Source organism: Leptospira perdikensis (genome assembly GCF_004769575.1).
In the GTDB taxonomy this organism is placed as follows: Bacteria; Spirochaetota; Leptospiria; order Leptospirales; family Leptospiraceae; genus Leptospira_A; species Leptospira_A perdikensis.
Genome location: NZ_RQGA01000018.1, coordinates 28,875 through 45,983, shown reverse-complemented (window position 1 = coordinate 45,983; position 17,109 = coordinate 28,875). Strand labels below are relative to the sequence as shown.

General features: G+C 38.7%; 20 protein-coding genes. All 20 read left to right on the top strand.

Annotated features, from left to right (window positions below; all coding sequences use genetic code 11):
• Positions 1-72 precede the first annotated feature (72 nt).
• The 20 genes from EHQ49_RS18760 to EHQ49_RS17670 all read left to right on the top strand — a co-directional run bounded on the left by EHQ49_RS18760 (position 73) and on the right by EHQ49_RS17670 (position 17,097).
• Entirely contained in the window at positions 73-231 is a 159-nt protein-coding gene (locus EHQ49_RS18760) for a hypothetical protein (protein WP_167483027.1), read from the top strand.
• A 1-nt stretch (position 232) separates the two neighbouring features.
• Entirely contained in the window at positions 233-1,024 is a 792-nt protein-coding gene (locus EHQ49_RS17760) for a DNA-methyltransferase (RefSeq protein ID WP_135581209.1), read from the top strand.
• An 18-nt stretch (positions 1,025-1,042) separates the two neighbouring features.
• On the top strand, positions 1,043-1,315 hold the full coding sequence (locus tag EHQ49_RS17755) for a hypothetical protein (RefSeq protein ID WP_135581207.1): 273 nt from the start codon (positions 1,043-1,045) through the stop codon (positions 1,313-1,315).
• Positions 1,316-1,418: 103 nt separating this feature from the next.
• The gene (locus EHQ49_RS17750; RefSeq protein ID WP_135581205.1) at positions 1,419-1,988 is read left to right on the top strand and encodes a terminase small subunit; all 570 of its coding nucleotides are present in this window, start codon (positions 1,419-1,421) and stop codon (positions 1,986-1,988) included.
• On the top strand, positions 1,985-3,376 hold the full coding sequence (locus EHQ49_RS17745) for a phage terminase large subunit (protein ID WP_135581203.1): 1,392 nt from the start codon (positions 1,985-1,987) through the stop codon (positions 3,374-3,376). Before EHQ49_RS17750 ends, EHQ49_RS17745 begins: the two co-directional genes overlap by 4 nt.
• 97 nt (positions 3,377-3,473) lie before the next feature.
• Positions 3,474-4,832 carry a hypothetical protein gene (locus EHQ49_RS17740; protein ID WP_135581201.1) on the top strand — a complete coding sequence of 453 codons (1,359 nt, stop codon included), beginning with the start codon at positions 3,474-3,476 and terminating at the stop codon, positions 4,830-4,832.
• The gene (locus tag EHQ49_RS17735; protein ID WP_135581199.1) at positions 4,829-6,061 is read left to right on the top strand and encodes a hypothetical protein; all 1,233 of its coding nucleotides are present in this window, start codon (positions 4,829-4,831) and stop codon (positions 6,059-6,061) included. The genes EHQ49_RS17740 and EHQ49_RS17735 overlap by 4 nt, the downstream gene beginning before the upstream one ends.
• 386 nt (positions 6,062-6,447) lie before the next feature.
• Entirely contained in the window at positions 6,448-6,813 is a 366-nt protein-coding gene (locus tag EHQ49_RS17730; protein ID WP_135581197.1) for a DUF2190 family protein, read from the top strand.
• Between the two features lie 3 nt (positions 6,814-6,816).
• Positions 6,817-7,893: a hypothetical protein gene (locus tag EHQ49_RS17725; RefSeq protein WP_135581195.1), complete on the top strand. Its 1,077-nt coding sequence runs from the start codon at positions 6,817-6,819 to the stop codon at positions 7,891-7,893.
• 15 nt (positions 7,894-7,908) lie between these two features.
• Complete coding sequence (locus tag EHQ49_RS17720; RefSeq protein ID WP_135581193.1) at positions 7,909-8,298, top strand: hypothetical protein; 390 nt, start codon at positions 7,909-7,911, stop codon at positions 8,296-8,298.
• Complete coding sequence (locus tag EHQ49_RS17715; protein WP_135581191.1) at positions 8,288-9,688, top strand: phage minor capsid protein; 1,401 nt, start codon at positions 8,288-8,290, stop codon at positions 9,686-9,688. The genes EHQ49_RS17720 and EHQ49_RS17715 overlap by 11 nt, the downstream gene beginning before the upstream one ends.
• Positions 9,685-9,903, top strand: coding sequence for a DUF4926 domain-containing protein (locus EHQ49_RS17710; protein WP_135581189.1), 219 nt, complete (start codon positions 9,685-9,687; stop codon positions 9,901-9,903). Before EHQ49_RS17715 ends, EHQ49_RS17710 begins: the two co-directional genes overlap by 4 nt.
• The gene (locus EHQ49_RS17705; RefSeq protein WP_135581187.1) at positions 9,900-10,250 is read left to right on the top strand and encodes a hypothetical protein; all 351 of its coding nucleotides are present in this window, start codon (positions 9,900-9,902) and stop codon (positions 10,248-10,250) included. The genes EHQ49_RS17710 and EHQ49_RS17705 overlap by 4 nt, the downstream gene beginning before the upstream one ends.
• The gene (locus EHQ49_RS17700) at positions 10,247-10,777 is read left to right on the top strand and encodes a hypothetical protein (protein ID WP_135581185.1); all 531 of its coding nucleotides are present in this window, start codon (positions 10,247-10,249) and stop codon (positions 10,775-10,777) included. Before EHQ49_RS17705 ends, EHQ49_RS17700 begins: the two co-directional genes overlap by 4 nt.
• The gene (locus tag EHQ49_RS17695) at positions 10,774-11,262 is read left to right on the top strand and encodes a hypothetical protein (protein ID WP_135581183.1); all 489 of its coding nucleotides are present in this window, start codon (positions 10,774-10,776) and stop codon (positions 11,260-11,262) included. The genes EHQ49_RS17700 and EHQ49_RS17695 overlap by 4 nt, the downstream gene beginning before the upstream one ends.
• Entirely contained in the window at positions 11,234-12,094 is an 861-nt protein-coding gene (locus EHQ49_RS17690) for a hypothetical protein (protein WP_135581181.1), read from the top strand. Before EHQ49_RS17695 ends, EHQ49_RS17690 begins: the two co-directional genes overlap by 29 nt.
• A gap of 11 nt (positions 12,095-12,105) precedes the next feature.
• The gene (locus EHQ49_RS17685) at positions 12,106-12,312 is read left to right on the top strand and encodes a hypothetical protein (RefSeq protein WP_135581179.1); all 207 of its coding nucleotides are present in this window, start codon (positions 12,106-12,108) and stop codon (positions 12,310-12,312) included.
• A 3-nt stretch (positions 12,313-12,315) separates the two neighbouring features.
• Positions 12,316-12,915, top strand: a complete 600-nt coding sequence (locus tag EHQ49_RS17680) for a hypothetical protein (RefSeq protein WP_135581177.1) — start codon at positions 12,316-12,318, stop codon at positions 12,913-12,915.
• A gap of 268 nt (positions 12,916-13,183) precedes the next feature.
• Positions 13,184-16,273 carry a hypothetical protein gene (locus tag EHQ49_RS17675; RefSeq protein WP_135581175.1) on the top strand — a complete coding sequence of 1,030 codons (3,090 nt, stop codon included), beginning with the start codon at positions 13,184-13,186 and terminating at the stop codon, positions 16,271-16,273.
• Positions 16,270-17,097 (top strand): hypothetical protein, encoded by an 828-nt coding sequence (locus tag EHQ49_RS17670; protein WP_135581173.1) that lies wholly within the window; start codon positions 16,270-16,272, stop codon positions 17,095-17,097. The genes EHQ49_RS17675 and EHQ49_RS17670 overlap by 4 nt, the downstream gene beginning before the upstream one ends.
• Positions 17,098-17,109: the final 12 nt, after the last annotated feature.

Below are 17,109 nucleotides of genomic sequence, written 5' to 3'. Positions count from 1 at the left end.
TGAACAGTCTGGAAAACTCAAAACAAATAATAAGTTTCTTCAGGAAAAGAATTACGGATTGGAATGGAAAGTATGGAAAACGTAGAAAACAAAATATCGAAAGAGGATTTTCTAATCTTTTGTGAAGCATTAGCGAAGTTAGATACTGTTCAATTTGATGAACTTCAAAAGTTTTCTAAGCTTAGAAGATTCTGGGATATAAAGGAACTTCTCTTCCCAGCGGAAAAATAAAATGCTATACACTAAACAAAGGTTTAGCATCTCTGACACTGTGAATATCCAACTTTATAACGATGATTGCTTTAATGTATTCCCAAAGATCAAAGATCATTCAATTGACTTGATTCTCACTGACTTACCTTACGGTACTACTGATTGCGAGTGGGACAAAGTTTTACCTTTCAGAGAACTTTGGGATCAATATCATAGGGTAATAAAACCAAACGGAGCAATTGTCCTTACTGCTTCTCAACCTTTTACAACAGATTTGATCAACAGTAACCGAAAAGAATTCAGATACGAGTTGATTTGGTATAAGACAAAATCTAGCGGATTCCTAAACGCAAGAAAGATGCCAAATAAATCTCATGAAAACATTTGTGTCTTCTATCAAAAGCTTCCTACTTATAACCCACAAAAATACGAAGTATCTAAAAACTTCATAAAGAAGGGAAAGAATGTAGGAAATCCAGGAAGTCAGTTATTCAAGATACGTGGTCCAAAGTCCCAGGATTATCAATACATCGATGACGGATCCCGTTTTCCTGACTCAGTATTGTGTTTTCCTTCGGAAAGTGAGAAGGGTATGCATCCAACACAGAAACCTCTTTCATTGATGCGCTTTCTTCTCCTTTCATATTCCAATGAAGGAGACCTTGTTTTGGATAATTGCATGGGATCTGGGACCACTGGAGTCGTTTGCGCAGAACTAAACAGATCCTATATAGGAATAGAAAAAGACAAAGAAATCTTCCTTAAGGCAAGAAGAAGAATCCTTATGCCAGAGAATAATTGCCTAAACTAACCCATGAAAGGAAAGTTAATGAGACAATCAGCCGAAATAGATGTAAAGATTAATGATCGATTATTCAAAGGGAACGTTAGAAGAAATTCTGGTATTCCTAGCAAAATGTTCTTTTTCATCTGGGAAATAAATCCATTGGAAAATAATAAGAAAAAGATTGCGATGTTATCTGTCAGAAAGTGTGGGAAATATTATTTCAAAACAGTAAAGGACATCATGGTCCCAGATGAAGAAATATCATTACTATTTAAACTCTATCGTTTTGCAGAAAAGCATATGGAAATCCTTTAACTGAAAAGTTTTTATACGTGCTACATACTAACGATAGGATCAAAATAGAAATTTCCATTTTGATCGGCTTGACAATCCCACCAAAGTGAATTTCAGCTAAACTATGGCTGCAAAACAAAAGATAGCTGCGAAGAAGAAACTACAAAAGAATCAGAAATCAAAAGACACGCTCAACCCTAAACATGATGAGTTTGCTTTAGAATACTCACTAAGTCTCAACGCAACCAAGGCGTATAAAAAAGTATATGGGACCAGCAATGAAGACACTGCACGAAAGAATGGAAGTCGATTGCTGACAAATGCGGACATCCGTGCGAAAGTGGATAAATTCATCAATGAACGACTTGCAGGAAGAAAAACAGAACTCTCTGGCATTTGGCTACTTGAGATTGAAAACATTGCGACTTCTAGAATCGAAGATTTCCTAGATGAGGACGGGCAACCTGATCTTAAAAAGATGAAGGATAATCCTGGTATCATCGCTCAATTGGATGACATGCAAACTACAACGGTGAATAAATACGGTCAAAATAAATCTAGAAACCGAAGAATCAGGTCACATGACAAATTGAAAGCTTTGGAAATGCTTGGGAAACATTTAGGGATGTTTCGTGATGAGCCTCCTTCTCAAACGATAGTATTAAAATTTGGAAAAGAAGAATCTGACTTATGATAATTGCCGATGAGGTGCGATGGAACCCAAAACAGTTACAAGGGCTAAAGCTTCTCAGTGATCGAAATAAAAAATTCATAAAATTTTATGGTGGGTCCCGTTCTGGAAAAACTTATCAGATAATCCGTGCGATAAGAATCAGAGCTCTGAAATATCCAGGTTCAAAACATTTGGTGGCCAGATTCTCTTTTGCAAATGCGAAGAAGACCATTTGGCTACAAACTATGCTTCCTGAGTTCCGGAAGGATGAAAAGCTGGGACTTTGTAAGATATTAAAGGAAGTAGGGCAGGTTCACTATAAAAACGGATCCATTGTACTTTTGGGAGGTTTGGAGCCGTCTTCCATAGATTCTGTGCTTGCTGCAGAATATGGAACCATCTTCGTAACGGAGGCCAACGAAAATCGATACGAAGTAATTGAGAACCTAGTATCGCGATTAAATGATACTTCCAAGGATGCTGAAGGGAATCCAATAAAACTCAAGTTCATTATCGATTTAAATCCAACGGTAGAAACTTCTTGGACGAATGTCCTTTTTATGAAAGGCCTAGATCCTATATCAAGGACTCCGAAACCAAATTTTCATGAATATGCAAGCCTGTGGTTCTCTCCGTACGACAATAAAGAGAATCTTGCAAATGGATACATTGAAACTCTAGAAAACCTTTCTACTGCAAAGCGGAGACGATTTTTAGAAGGCCGATATTCATCCTATGAAGGCTTGGTTTTACCAGTCGACGAAGATGTCCATATTGTTGATGATTTCGAGATCCCTTTCGATTGGAAAAGAATCAGATCCATCGACTTTGGATACACTCATCCTTTCGTATGTCTTTGGTTTGCATACGACAAGGCCAATGATCGTGCGTTCGTTTACCGAGAATGGATCCAATCAAGATGGACAGTAAGATCTCATTCGGAGAAAATTAAAGAATTATCCATCCTGGACCTACCAGCTGATTTGCGGTTATCCAAAGAAGCATGGAAATTTGCGGAAAAGAAATACTCGGCTACCGTTTGCGATCATGATGCAGAGGATAGAGCCACATTAGAAGAAAACGGTATTGGTCCAGTCAAACCTGCAATCAAAGAAGTTCTGGCAGGTATAGATCATGCAATTGATCTTATGGAATTTTCCGAACATAAAAAACCAAAGATATTCATCTTCCGATCTTTAGTAGGATTGAGAGAATCACTTGATTCATATAGATGGAAAGACACTTCGATGTCCAATAGAGGCCGAGCAAAAGATCGCGAGGTGTTAAAGGAAGATGATGATCCAGCGGATGCGTTCCGTTACGGTCTGTGCGAATTATTCCCAATCGTAAGGCCAATAGATCTTGGTGGTCGATCACTTAACCTTGGTTCCAGTTGGAATAAAAAATAGCTTGATTTCGTTTTTAGATTCACTGACTTTGATTATGTCTCTCTTTGGTTTACCGTAGCCTCAGCGGTCTTGTTCTCATACGTTTAAAGCAGCGAGTATGAAGAAGCAAAAGATACCTTTACTAAAACGATATTTACAAGCAACAGTTGAAGGCTTTAAATCAGCATCAGAAGTCTTGACTGGATTAGTTTCTGGAATTAAGAAAACTAGATCGGGTTATTCAACACCTGAAAAACAGAGGAAACGTTTACGTGCTTTGTATGAAGCTGAAGGTCACAACGGCGAGACACTTGCCAAAACAATTATCAATGGATTGACTGCTTGGATTTCTGGAAACGGAATCAATGTTACATTAAAGAAAGTCGCAAAAGACGAGAAATCCGATCTCAGAACAAACATCGAAGAGTTTTTGGAATTTAACAAACTCTACTCCAACAAGATCCAATCATTCGTAAGGAATGGTTTATTTGATGCTGAGGTTCTTTTGATATTGGAGAAGAAAAATCATCCTATTTTTAAAAAGGAATATGTGAAAGTTCGGTACATTCAAAAGGATTTATACAATTACAAAGTAGAGTATGATGATAACGATCCAGATGTTCCAATTAGAGTTAAATGGAAACTCAAAGATGATAAAGAAGAAACTGTATTTGATCAACAGGAATTCGTATTGGTTCAATTCGGAAAATCTCCAAAGCTTGGAAATGCTATTTCGACTTTGGAAAGACTAGATGATATTCTGAAGAAATTTGCAGATTCAAACGATTTGTTTGGAACCCCTGCACCAGTTTTCAAAGTAAAAGATTTTGAAGAAGCTGTAAAATTCAGGAACGCATTAGAAGATCCAAATAAAAAATCAACTGATGGAACTGCTTCACTTTGGGATGCCGGGAATCTTTTAATTATGCCTGGAGATGCTGCATTTTTAGAACCTTCCGGAGCTGGTGCTGAAAGTTTCAAATCGGAATTTGAACTTCGAGCTCAAATGGGATCAGGATCCACAGGGTATCCGATCCATCTGATGGGATTCGTTTCATTGTTTGGAACAAAAGCTGGTGCAGATTCTATTCTAGAGCAAATCAATACTCAAACCATGGAAGATCGACAGATTTGGAAGGAGGCAATGTACGAACTCATCGTTCTCCAAGCGATTATGATGGGATTTTCTATCGAGGAAATTAGAAAGGCAGAAATTATCACTGCTCTTCCTCTAAATACTCAATTCCAATTGATGATGCTCTCAACTTATTACCTTCCAATGTATAAAGAAGGTCTCCTAGATCTTGAATCTTTCGTTGAGATGATCCCAAATGTGGATCCAGAAGTTGTAAAGGAACGTCTTCTAAAAGAGAAAGAGAATAAAGAAAATGCGGATCGTAAGGCATTAGAAGATTCCGTGAAGAATTTCAAAAACAATATCAATAAAACACCTAATTTAAAAGAGGTGGCCGCATGAAAACATATCGTTTACAAAGTTTCTCTGGTTCTCAATTACCTGATTCTTTTATTAAGGACCATCTCACAATTGCAGAACTCGAGAGAATCAAATCAAAAATAACGAAACCGTTTCTAAAAGCATGGACTGTCTTGCATGAAGGTATTGCTAAGGCATTCGATCTAGAAACAGGGAAGGACATCGAAATTGAATATTCTCGCGATGTTGTCAAGTCTTCACCTTCGATTGCAGGTTTGGAATTCTATGAAGGCCACAATAAGGATAACTCAAAAGGAAGTCACCGGCCACCTGCAGGTTTTGTCGTAAAAGAAATTCAAATCGAGCATGATGGAAAGCTTCAAAAAGTTGCCATTGGTGCTTTCGAAGAAGGGAACAAGTCCATTGCAGAAAAAAGCGATATCGTATCACCAGAATTTGGTGCTTCTTTTATGGACCACCTTTCAAATTCAGGCAGATTCATCGCCAAACAAATTGGAGAGATCACTGCCATTGCTTTGGGAGATTCTTCCAAGGATACGCCAGGTTTCCCTGGTGCCACTCAAATCGCAGCTTTACAAGCTTTTAAGAATCAAAATGCAGAGGAAAACAAAATGCCAACAAGAGAAGAAGTCCTAACAGCAATGAATACGGATATCGTTCGTGAATGGATGAACAAAAACCCTTCAGTCCATATCGGAATGATTGCTCCTGAAGACAGATTTATGCCTGATTGGATTGAAGATCCAACTACCAAACGAGGCCATTTCAAAAATGGTGAGAAAACTATTCGAAAAGCTTTGAATGATATTCTTGAGCAAAGATACAAAGCTGAAGAAAAAATCCAAGTTCTTGAAACAGAGAAAACGGAATTTCAAAAAGAGAAAACACGAATTGAAGCAATTCCTTCTGTTATCTCATTTATTGAGACAAAGAATTTTCCAGAAACAGCAAAATCAATTCTAACAGAACAAATTCAAAAATTGGATTTGGAAAAGTACTCAAAGGATAAAAACTCTGCGATCAAAGAATTTATCGAAACAGTAATGGAAAAAGAATTGGAAAGCATTTCTCGTTGGCAAGGGAAGGAAGTTGCAGATAAGAAAAAAGCAGAATGGTTTACGGACAAGCAAACTGAACCGAAAAAGGAAACCACATCTGCAAAAGAAAAAAAACCATCCTTTGTTAAACCTGGAAGTGAATCAGATAACAAGGATGAGGTAAGCGATTGGCTTCCTGAAGAAGAAGGTTAAATCATTAAAAATGATTTGACATTAATACCAAATTTTGTCTGGATATGAATGTTCACTGTTCTGGCAGTTTCATTAATCCAGACCTGGTGTTGTAGCGCACCTAACATCAATTGCTATCAGTTCCCATACGTTCAAAAATCTTAAACTTAAACGAGGTTCAGTATGGGCAAAGCTATTTCATCAGCCGACCTAGATTCTGATCACAAACTACGAAACGAAAAACTTTCGAAGATTATCGAGACTCCCTCCGTTGATTCAACAACTAAGGAGAGCGAATCCACAGATGATTCCGGATCAGGAAAAGTAAATACTGATTCAAAGTCCGTGAAATCAAATGAGCAAACTTCAAAAGCTCCAAAAGCTAACACTGCAGGAGGTCAATAAACATGGCAAAGATGTTTTTAAATGACCTTCCTGGCGATGGTGGAGTTGTCCAAGCGCAATCCGTAGCTGGCTCTAATGGAGTTGAGAAAGGAGCAGTTTCTAAAACTGGTAACGTAGTCTCTTTTGTCTTCGCTTCTGCAAAAGCAAATCGGGTCTACCTTGAGATCAAAAAAGCCAACCGTGTAATCGGAGACAAATTGAATCCAGCGGACTCATTCGCCAAAGATGATGTTCTCTATTGGAGTTCTACCACTGGTGGACTTACCAAAACAGCGACTGACAATTGGAAAGTAGGTGTTTGCTTAGCAGCATCACCAGCAAACGCCACGCAGGCGGAATTTGCATTCGATGGAATGCTAGGGGTGTAGTGAATGCCTGAATTACTTGTAAAAGAAGAAAAAGTAAACGAGTTTTTCGATGCACTTGAGTGCATGAGAGATCGAAATGCAGATAAGGAGAAGCAACTCCAAGCCTGTGTGAATGTAAACAAAACGATTGCACACTTTGTGGAAAGGCCGAAGCGAGAAATGAAAAAGCAGCTTCAAGCGTTCCGGAGCTCTAACAAAATGCGTAAGTTACAAGCTTACAATGGCGGTGTTACTTCCGGAGATCTTCCTCAAATCATTCAAGATAACATTTCTGTTCTCATGGATTCAGATGTGAGGATCGATGGAGCACATAAGGCTTTGTTTGATTTCACTCAATCAGTTGAAACACTTGATTATTTTGAAATCGCAACTCTTTCCAATGGAATCAAGTTCAAGAAACTTGCAGAAGGTGAGAAGGTTCCTATCTACGGAATGACTGGAGATTGGTTACAAGTTCCCATCGAAAAAGATGGTGCAGCTTTGGCTTTCTCAGAAGAAGTCATCAAGTGGAGAAAGATTTGGAGAGTAGTTGATAAACTCAAAGAATTTCGATTTGCTCACTTCAAGAAAGAAGCAGATGATTTTGGAACATTGCTAAGCATCGCAGGTCAATTAGGTGTTGCAGATGGCTATTTCCAGGCATTTGATTCTGCATCTGGAACAGCAGAAGAGAAGACCATTCGAACTTTGAATGCAGGGTATGTCAAACTTACTCAAAAGCTTAAAGAACGTCCTTACGGTGATATGACTCGACCAGAAGTGGTTCTTGTTGCATCTCCTTTAAAATCCGATGTGCTTGATGTTGCATTGAACACGTTGATTCAGCCTACAGCTGGTTCAAAACTTCGAATCAATAAACCAATCACGGTTTTGTATTCTTGGAATGAAAAGCTTCTTCCAGATCCAAACAAAGCATTGATGGTTTTACCTGGCCGAAGAATGCAATGGACTGAACAAGGAACAATGCAGAATTACAATTATGCCGATCCATTGTCTCTCATGTATGCAACTGCATACTACAACTGGCATGGTGAAGGTATTGGTGATTCTGATCAAGTTCTCACTGTAAACCTAGCATAAAGGTGAATTGGAAGGATGATAGATCTCGCTTCTGCAAACACATACAACGAACAAAGAGCACGTAGTAGCTGGATATCCTTAACAGATCCAATTAAGACGGGCCTTCTGATTGATGCTGAGACAGAAATAGAATATCATCCTTCCTACAATATTCCTGCTGAAGAAAAATCGAATTCTAGATATATTGCAGCAGTCACAGAATTAGCTTTTCACAAACTTTCAATTAAGGATACACCTGGTCCCAATGTAAAAAGGATCAAGCAAAGTCGTTATGAAGAAGAGTATTTTGAATCGAAATCCTCATTCGAAAATACTATGCACTGGCCACCAATTGTGGTTTCTATGCTTTCTCCTTGGCTTGTAAAAGTTTCATTAAGGGTTCAAACAATTCGCAATGACAACTGAAGTCGATGAAGGTCAGCCTTGGGAGTTCAATTTTTACTCAAAAGACTTTCAATTAAAAAATCCCGATCGTGGCACTCGACTGAAAGAAGAATATAATCTTTTAATGCGTTGGATGAAAGGAATCCAAAAATCTCTAGAAAAAGAATGGAGGATTGCATTCAATTCCAAGAAGAAGGATGCTCCTTTTTGGGAAGAAAGATCTCAAACTTTCAAAAGCATTTATGAGAATGTTTTTTCTGAATGGGAATCCAAATGGGAATCGATTACTAAAAAATCATTTCTCCAAGGAAGCTCCTTGGCACATGAAACATTTGTGAATTCTAAAGTTATTCGAGATTTTAAAAATGACTCGAGACTTTTGAATAAATTGACCCTACTGGATAGGCCTTTTACTGATCCAAAGGTTATCGATTCCTTGTTACTCGATACTCTAGGTTATTTACGCTATGCTCTTGATGGAGCAGAAGAAAAGACCACTAAGGTTCTCAAAATAACCAAACAAACACTCTTAGACGATGAAAAATTGAACCAGGATATTGCGAAGGGACTGATCGAGAAGAACACTTGGGAAGCAGCAAAGAAAAATCTACAAGATGATTTCGAAAAAGCTTTGAAAGAATCTGGAATCATCGATGGAAAGTTTATAGAAATCAATGGAAGGAATTATCGCCTAGATAGTTATGCTGAAACTCTAGCTAGAACAAGAATCAGGGAAGCACAAACTGCTGGTGTCCAACGTTATGCGGAAACATCAGGACAAGATTTGGTTCGAGTTTCAGATCATTCTACACTCACAGAAAAATGCGAGAAATTTGAAGGGAAAATCTTTTCAATCTCTGGAAAAAGTATCAAGTATCCAAAGTTAGAAATGTGGACTCCTTTTCATCCGAACTGTCTGCACGTTATCACTGTCTATATAGATGTAGTTTCAATATTTGGATATGATCCGTATGAAGGTGCTCGAGACAGAGTAAATGCTTTAAGTGATGAAAGAAGAAAAGAATTAAGGGAAGAAGTGGAATGGAAAGAAAGAGAACGTAAAAGTCCTCCTAAATTTATTCCCGATAGAGCGAATGCTAATATCCCTAAACCTAAGATCAATTATCTGCTAACAGATCCTGGAAAATCTCGTCTTTATACTCAGGAACTAGGATTTTCAAATGATAGTCCTGAAATTTTGGAAGATTCGATTCGTTCTAGTCTGGATAAAAAAGTAACGAAAGTTCTGCTAACGGAAAATGGTGTCAAATATATCATCGACACTCCAATTTCAAATCCAAATAACGATAATAGAGTGATGACAATAGTCTGGCAAAAAGACTTTAAATCCAGTTTACCGAAGTTCGTAACTGCAAGACCAGCTAAGAAAAACAAGGAGGAGAAAAAGTGAAATTCAAAGAACTAGATCATGTAATTCTCCGAAAAGAAGTCTCATTCGTTGACGATGGAGATGAAGGAATTCTACCTGTTGGAACTAAAGGAGTCATCGTACACATATATCCAAATCCGAATGTTGTTATCGTCGAATTTTTTGATAAGGATTGGGAAACGATCTGTGTTGAAGATATTGCAATCGGATTTTTGGAGTTGGATGAAACTGTATGAATGCATTCGAGAACAAAAAGGTAGAATTCAAACTTACCTTATTTGATAACGATGGTGCAGTAATGGATCCACCGTCTGGCAAACTAGTAACATTTGATCTTGAAGCATACGTTGAATCTAGCTCAAAGATTATTCCAAAATCTTCGAACTCGACTGAATCATCGGCCATCGGCGAGGAAGTAAAATCGTCTTGGCTTGTAATGTTCGACCATAGCAAAATTCCTGATGGAGTGAATCTTTTGGAGGGATGGAATCTGAAAGTTCCAAATTCAGATCGCTTCTATCCTTTCCTAGATGTCCTTTTACCCTCTGGCCGCTATGCAAAGAAGGTAGAGATCTTCGTATGAGTTTTACAATCAAATTGGATTCGACAAAGCATCTAGAAGGAATCAAGAAACTTTTCCAGGAAGCAAAGAAGGAGATGAAGGAAACATTAGATGAAGTAGGGGACTTGATAATTGATGATGCTATAAATATCGAGCCAATGCCGTTTCATGATACCGGATTCCTTCAAGGTTCATCATTCAAACAAGTTTCAGGAAAAAGTGCAGTTGTAAATCCGCTAGGAGAATCTATTGAATCTTCTCCAGATCAAAAGCAACTCCCAATTCCTTCTGGTGATATGGAGGAATTACATTTGCGAGTGGGATTCCTCGCAGAGTATGCAATCTATCTCCATGACAATCCGAATGCAACCCCCCGAAAGATTTCTACCAGAAAAGATGTTAACGGAAACCCTATAATAAAGAAAGCATCAATGACTGGAAGAGGACCATATTGGTTATCATCCAAAATTGATCGATTTACGAATTCAGTTTACATTCCATTTATTCAAATCCGTTTCAACCAGCGCATGAGTGGTAAGAACTTATGAAATATTATATCGATACCTTGTATGTGATGTCAGAACTTTTAAAAAACAGAATGCCGGATGACGCAGCTAAGATCTTTACGGTTTTGAATGCAAATTCTGGAAGTGAATATATTTTAGTTCAGCAGAGGAGCAATCTCTCAGCAAACTTAACTAATGCGACACTTTCGAAAAAGTCTTATAATGTTCTTGTCCAAAGCACATCTGAAAATAAGACTAGACAGAAAGCGTATCAAATCTATAACACTTTAAGAGAAGGATACAACCTTCAAATAGACGTTCCAGCGTCAAAACTACTGGACCCGGAGACTGCCAGTTCTCCAAACTTACCAACTGGACTTGTTCCCATACGTATAGCGAGCATTAGACCGATAAGCGAGCCGTACGCAATTGGAAACGTAGGACAAGGCTTATTTCAATACTCGCTAAACTATAACCTAACAGGACGGTTTACTTTAGATGAGTTCAGGACTACTGGTAATCCCTAACACAGGGATAGTAAATATTTTAGGACAAAAGGATGGACGAGTCGGCCCATTAAAAGCCTTCTATCGAACATCCATCAAGCCACTTCTACCGGGAACAGTTACTGCGGTTGGTGACATTTTGACTTTTGCTGGATTCGATCCAAGTACGAAGTTGAAAGTCGGACAGTATATTTGTTTGGAAACATCTCCAGCAAAAACACTTGTCTACATCGCAGATATCGATTCCACCACAATCAAAATGGGTTCACCTGATATTGACAGAGATACGGGTAAACATCCATCCCTTTCGTTGACGATTGGAACTGCAACACAGCTTCGGCCTTGGCATGTTCGAGACTTAGGTGATCTCTCTGAAGAAGGAGTAAAGATCACTTGGGATGAGAAAGTTGCACCAACAAAATTCGCAGGCCGAGGAGAAACTGATGCAAACCATTTCTCTTCTGGTAGTGAAATGAAAATCAACTTAGCATGTGCTGAGATGGGATTGGAAGAGCTTGTTTCTGCAATTGATCAATCTGCTTTGGCTGACTATGATGCAAATGGTGACATCGCTTCAGTTTCCTTTACGCAAAGATTAGGATACAACTTCAAAAAGAATGCTGACTCCTTAGATCTTTTTGCATATGGCGAAAATGGTGGAATCTCAACTGATCCAAGAGATCGCGCAAGGATTTGGTTAACTAATTTCCGATCTGCTTTCGAACAACAACGAAATGCAAACTCCCAAACGGTAATCAATTTGGAAGGTTTTGTGTATGCAGACGAAAAACGAAAGAAAGATGGGAAAGCCGTCTTCATGTCCATCAATCCAGAAGCAGCTGTGTTTGATTAAGGAGAGTTAAAGTGGCAGAAGAAAAAAACACTCAACAATCAAATCCTCGCGAAAAGGACTTAAGCAAGTACAAAGATAACGTGGATCTCTCTGAAGTTACAGGGAGATATCGTGTTATCGATCGGACGAAGAAGCAAGTAGTAAAGCTTGGCTTTGTGACTGAATCGGAGGCTTTGGCATTTGCCTTCGATTACTTCGAGAAGAAGAAAAAAGGATAAGCAATGTATCGTTTCCGAGTTGAACCGTTCAAAGTCATTCTGATTCCAAAAGAAGGAAAATCCATCGTTCTTGAGACGGTGGATGGAACTGGAATTTTTATGTCTGCAGTTCTGGACCAAGTAACAGAAAGATTTAATTCCAACATGGCTCCTCATTTAGCATTGAGCGCTGAATATAATAAGATCAAGGATAAAGCACTCGAATCCTTATCTAAAGAAGAGAAAGATCTTTTAGAAGCTTATGTTCAGTCTGGGAATCGAATCGCAAAGTTTTACAATGAATATTGTTCAAAAGCTTTGAAAGACTGGGATCTCGATAAAGCAGCAATTTTAGATAAAATTCCAAAGCAACAATTGAATGTCTTTGTGGAACATCTCGTAGCCGCAGTGCTAGGTGGAAGAACTCCAGATCCTGTTCCGAGCAATCTCTCATCAGAGGAACTTGTAAAAAAAAACAAGAAGCGGAACAAGAAAAAGAACAAGAAGAAACACTTTGGATCATCTCCAACGAACGGTTTCGCAGGTGGGGTTTCGACCCATCTGAAGTTCAAACCTGGAATCAATTCAGAAGGAACTGGAAACGGAAAGCGAATGAATACCTAGACCTCGAAACAAGGGAAAGACTCATAAGCGATAACCTTTATGGATCTGGTGTAGATGGAAAACTCTACTCTGATGGCATGAAGGAAATATATGAGCAAAAGATTTCTCTAGTTCCAGTGTTTAGATATCAACCGAAACCTAAGCCACCGATGAAACGGACACCTGCAAGAGTTTTGATGGAGTTATTTTAAATTAGATGAGCGAGTCAGCAACAGTACAAGCAGTATATTCAGAAATGATTCTGGGTACGAGTCAGTATGAAGCTGCGATGTATCGAATTTTCGGACTCCATCAGGAACATGATCGATCGGTTTCTAGAATTGGAAACATTGGTGATCAAAACTTTACCAAGTTAAAGAAGGCAATCTCTTCGACTTCTCCAACTCTTAACGATATGAAAACCCGCCTTGAGCGGTTAAACAATATCTTAGGAAATACTACTCTTGGATCCGAACGATTCAAAAAAATTCAAGAAGAAGTAAAAAGAACTGAAGCTATCATTGAGAAGGCTTCTAGTAAAATTGCCCAATCTACAAAAGAACCGAAGCATGCTTTCGAAGAACTTGCAAAGTTAGCTGGATCTGCTGCATTCGTAGCGGCCACCACTTCGATGGTCAAAGGTGCTTTAGCAGTCACCGGAGAATTTCAAAAATACAATTCTGTACTCAAAATCTCTTTAGGTAGCCAAGCAGCCGCAACAAAGGCGATGGGTTTACTGACAGAATATGCCGCTAAAACTCCTTACCAATTAAATGAGGCAACTTCAGGTTACATCAAACTAGTGAACCGTGGTCTCAGACCTACTATGGAAGAGATGGTTAAACTTGGAGACCTTGCAGCTTCGCAAGGAAAAAGTCTCGATCAAGTAGTTGAAGCCGCATTGGACGCAATGACCGGTGAAAACGAAAGACTTAAAGAGTTTGGAATAAAGGCAAAGGATGCAGGAGACAAAGTTTCCCTTACTTTCAAAGGAGTGACTCAAACAGTTGTTAAGTCTGAAGAAGCAATTCAAAATGCAATTTTAGCTTTTGGTGGAATGAAGGGTGTCGCTGGTTCAATGGCTGCCGTTGCAGAAACATGGGAAGGACAAGTTTCCAATCTTGCAGATACCACCGATATGGTGAAGAAAGCTATCGGAGATGATCTTTACGGTGCTGCATCAACAGGTGTCAGAGGAATCAAAGATTTATTGGAATGGATCCTTCGATTCCGAAATGAGAATCCAGCACTCTTCAGAACGATTGTTCAACTAACAGCTGGTCTTGCAATACTCATCGGAGTAATCGCAGGAGCTTCTGGAATTATGGTAGCAGTTAAAATGGCTATTCCAGTGATCCAAAGTCTTGGTATCACAATGAACCTCGCACTTGGACCAATCGGTTTAATCACTGGTGCAGTAATGGCTCTTGCAGGTGCATTTCTTTACATGAAGAATCGAGCAGACGAAGCCAGAAATGCAGCTGCAAAAGTAGCAGCAGATAAAATAGCAGTGAAAGATATTCCAAAGGCTCTTGCTACATTAGAAGAAATTCAAATTAAATCTACAGAAAAAATGAATGGACTAATTGAAACAAAAGAAATTGAAAAATATATTAAGAAATTCAAAGAATTAGGTTTAACTATTAAAGAAATCAATTCAATTTTCATTAAAGATTCTGGTCATGAAGGACATGGAAAAATTAGAAGTTCGCAGATTGAAAGAATTATTAAGGAACTTAAAGAGAAGCAACAAGTTGAAGAAAAGGGGGATAAAAATCTTCCTCCTAGAATTACTGGAATCAAAAATCATACAATTGCTCTAAAAGATTTAATTAATACAATTGATCTTCTCTCGAAAGCTTATAACAAACCTTTGGAATTCAAAGCAGACTTTGCATCAATTGAAGAAGCAAAGGAAGCTACTTCTGTATTAGAAAAATTTGGAGCAACTGTCTCCGAGATACCTGGATCCAAAGACGGCAAAGTCCAGGTAAGCTTGGATATTGCGTTAAAGCCTGGACAAAAGCTGAATGAAGAAATGCAAAAAGCACTTCAGAAAGCGAAAGGATACTCTGAAGTAAAAGTTAAAGCAGAAGTTCAAATAGTAAATGTTTCTGCTGGAGCATTCGATCCACTAGTCAATGCTGCTGGATTGGCAAGCGAAAATATTAAACGCTCATTTGGTACCCAATTAGGAAACACCATAAAAGGTGCAATGTCTATGCTTGGCGAAATGGCAAACCAAGCAATTGCCTTAATTCAATCAAAAGCACAATTGGCAAATGCAAGATCTCGAAAATTAATTACCTTTACTGATTGGTTATCACAATACGCAGCCAAACAAGATGAGAAAGAACTCGCAAGACTTGAAGAAAGGATTAGTGCAGAGCTTGAGGCATTGTCCAGAAAGAATGATGCAATTTTAGCTGAACAGGAAGAATTTGAAAAACGTAAGCAAGAGATCGAAAGAAAGTATTCGGAAGAGAAGAATCTTGCAGAAGATGAGAACTACCTTGCCGAAGTAGCAAGACTCGAATCCTCTTATAATGATAAGATTGCAATGCTCGAGCAAATCTATGGCGACACTGAACAATATGAAATTGAGCGCCTAGCATTAATTGAAGAGTTAGAACAAATGAAATTGGATCTCGCAAATCAATTTCAAAATGCATGGCAAGACGAAAAAGAAAAATCTCTCGATGATTTAGAAGATGAAGAGATTGCCAAAGAAGAAGATTGGAAAGCAAGACAATTAGAAATTGAATCTGAAAAGAAACGATTAGAAGAAGAAAGGGAAACTAGAGAGAAAGAATTAGCAAAAGCAAAGGAAGAAAGAGATAAAAAAGCGGCAATCATGAAGTATAAAGCCGAGTTGGCTGCATGGGCTGCTTCTAAAGTTGCGAATATCGCTGCGATTAAAATGCAAATGGCTATGGGTGTGATGAATGCAATTGCAGCAGGTGTATCCATGGCTGCCATGGGTGGTCCCGTCGGATGGGTATTAGGTCCTGCTCTTGCAGCAACGCTTTCTGGCCTCATATTAGCTACAGGTGCTACATCGATGGCTGCAGTTGCTTCCGAACCTCCTCCTATGCCTCCTCAATTCGAGAGAGGTGGATTTGTTTCTGGACTTCGCCATAAAGATGGAGGAGTGAACGCAAATCTAGAAGGTGGTGAGTATGTAATGCCGAGAGCGGCCACTGCTCGAAACTTCCAAACATTGGAAGCAATGAGAAATGGAAGATCTTTGAATCAAGATCAGCTCATAATCAATCAATACTTCACAAATACTTTTTATGAAAAAGACAACTATGATGAGTTCAAGCGCAGGATGAATGAAGATATGCGCTTTGGAGTCATGAGTGCGGTGCCAGGATGAGTACTTCCTTTGAATACATCGTTCAAAACCAATTTGGAAACATTCTCAACCTTACTGATGTGATGGCTGAAACGATGAAAGTTCCAAATCCATCCTTTGCACCTGAAGGTGATTATGTGGAGAAAGCGGATGAACATGGAACTGTATTCCGAGGAAACGGTAGAATCGGAAAGCGTGAGATCACTTTAAAATTTGATCATGTCGCGAGTAGACCTATCGATTACGAATATGCTTTAAATGAAATAGCAGCTTTCTTCTCTGAACCAGAAATCGATGGTCCATATTGGTTGGTCAACACTACTCGAAAGAAACGCATCAAGATCATGCTTAAGAACTTTGATCCAAAGACAAATGATGGCCTAGAAAACGTCATCGGCATGGACAATACAATGACCTTTGTTCTTTTGGGTGGTCTTTGGGAAATGGATCCAGTTACTGAAGTTTTCTTACTAAGTTCAGGAGAGATCAAAGAAATCAATTTTCCGAGGATCGCTTTTCCAACTCATGTCATCATGGAAATGGAATCTCTTGGTCCTAATCCGGATTTCGCAATTGATTTCGGAACAATTGTAAACTCGGAATTCATTGGTCGCCAATCTGTTCGATACCAACAATCCTCTTTGGTAGCTGGACAATCCTTAATTCATGATTCAGTTGATGGAATCATTTATTATAAGAGGGATGGAATTACATTTCCAAACAATCTTATCCTTACAGCAGGAACACCTGGATTAGTTTTAAAACGAGGATTGAATGGTATCCGCTTCCAGGGACTTGCAACTATAAAGTTTAAGCTAACATATCGAACAAGGGTGGCCTTCTAATGGGATTCAAGA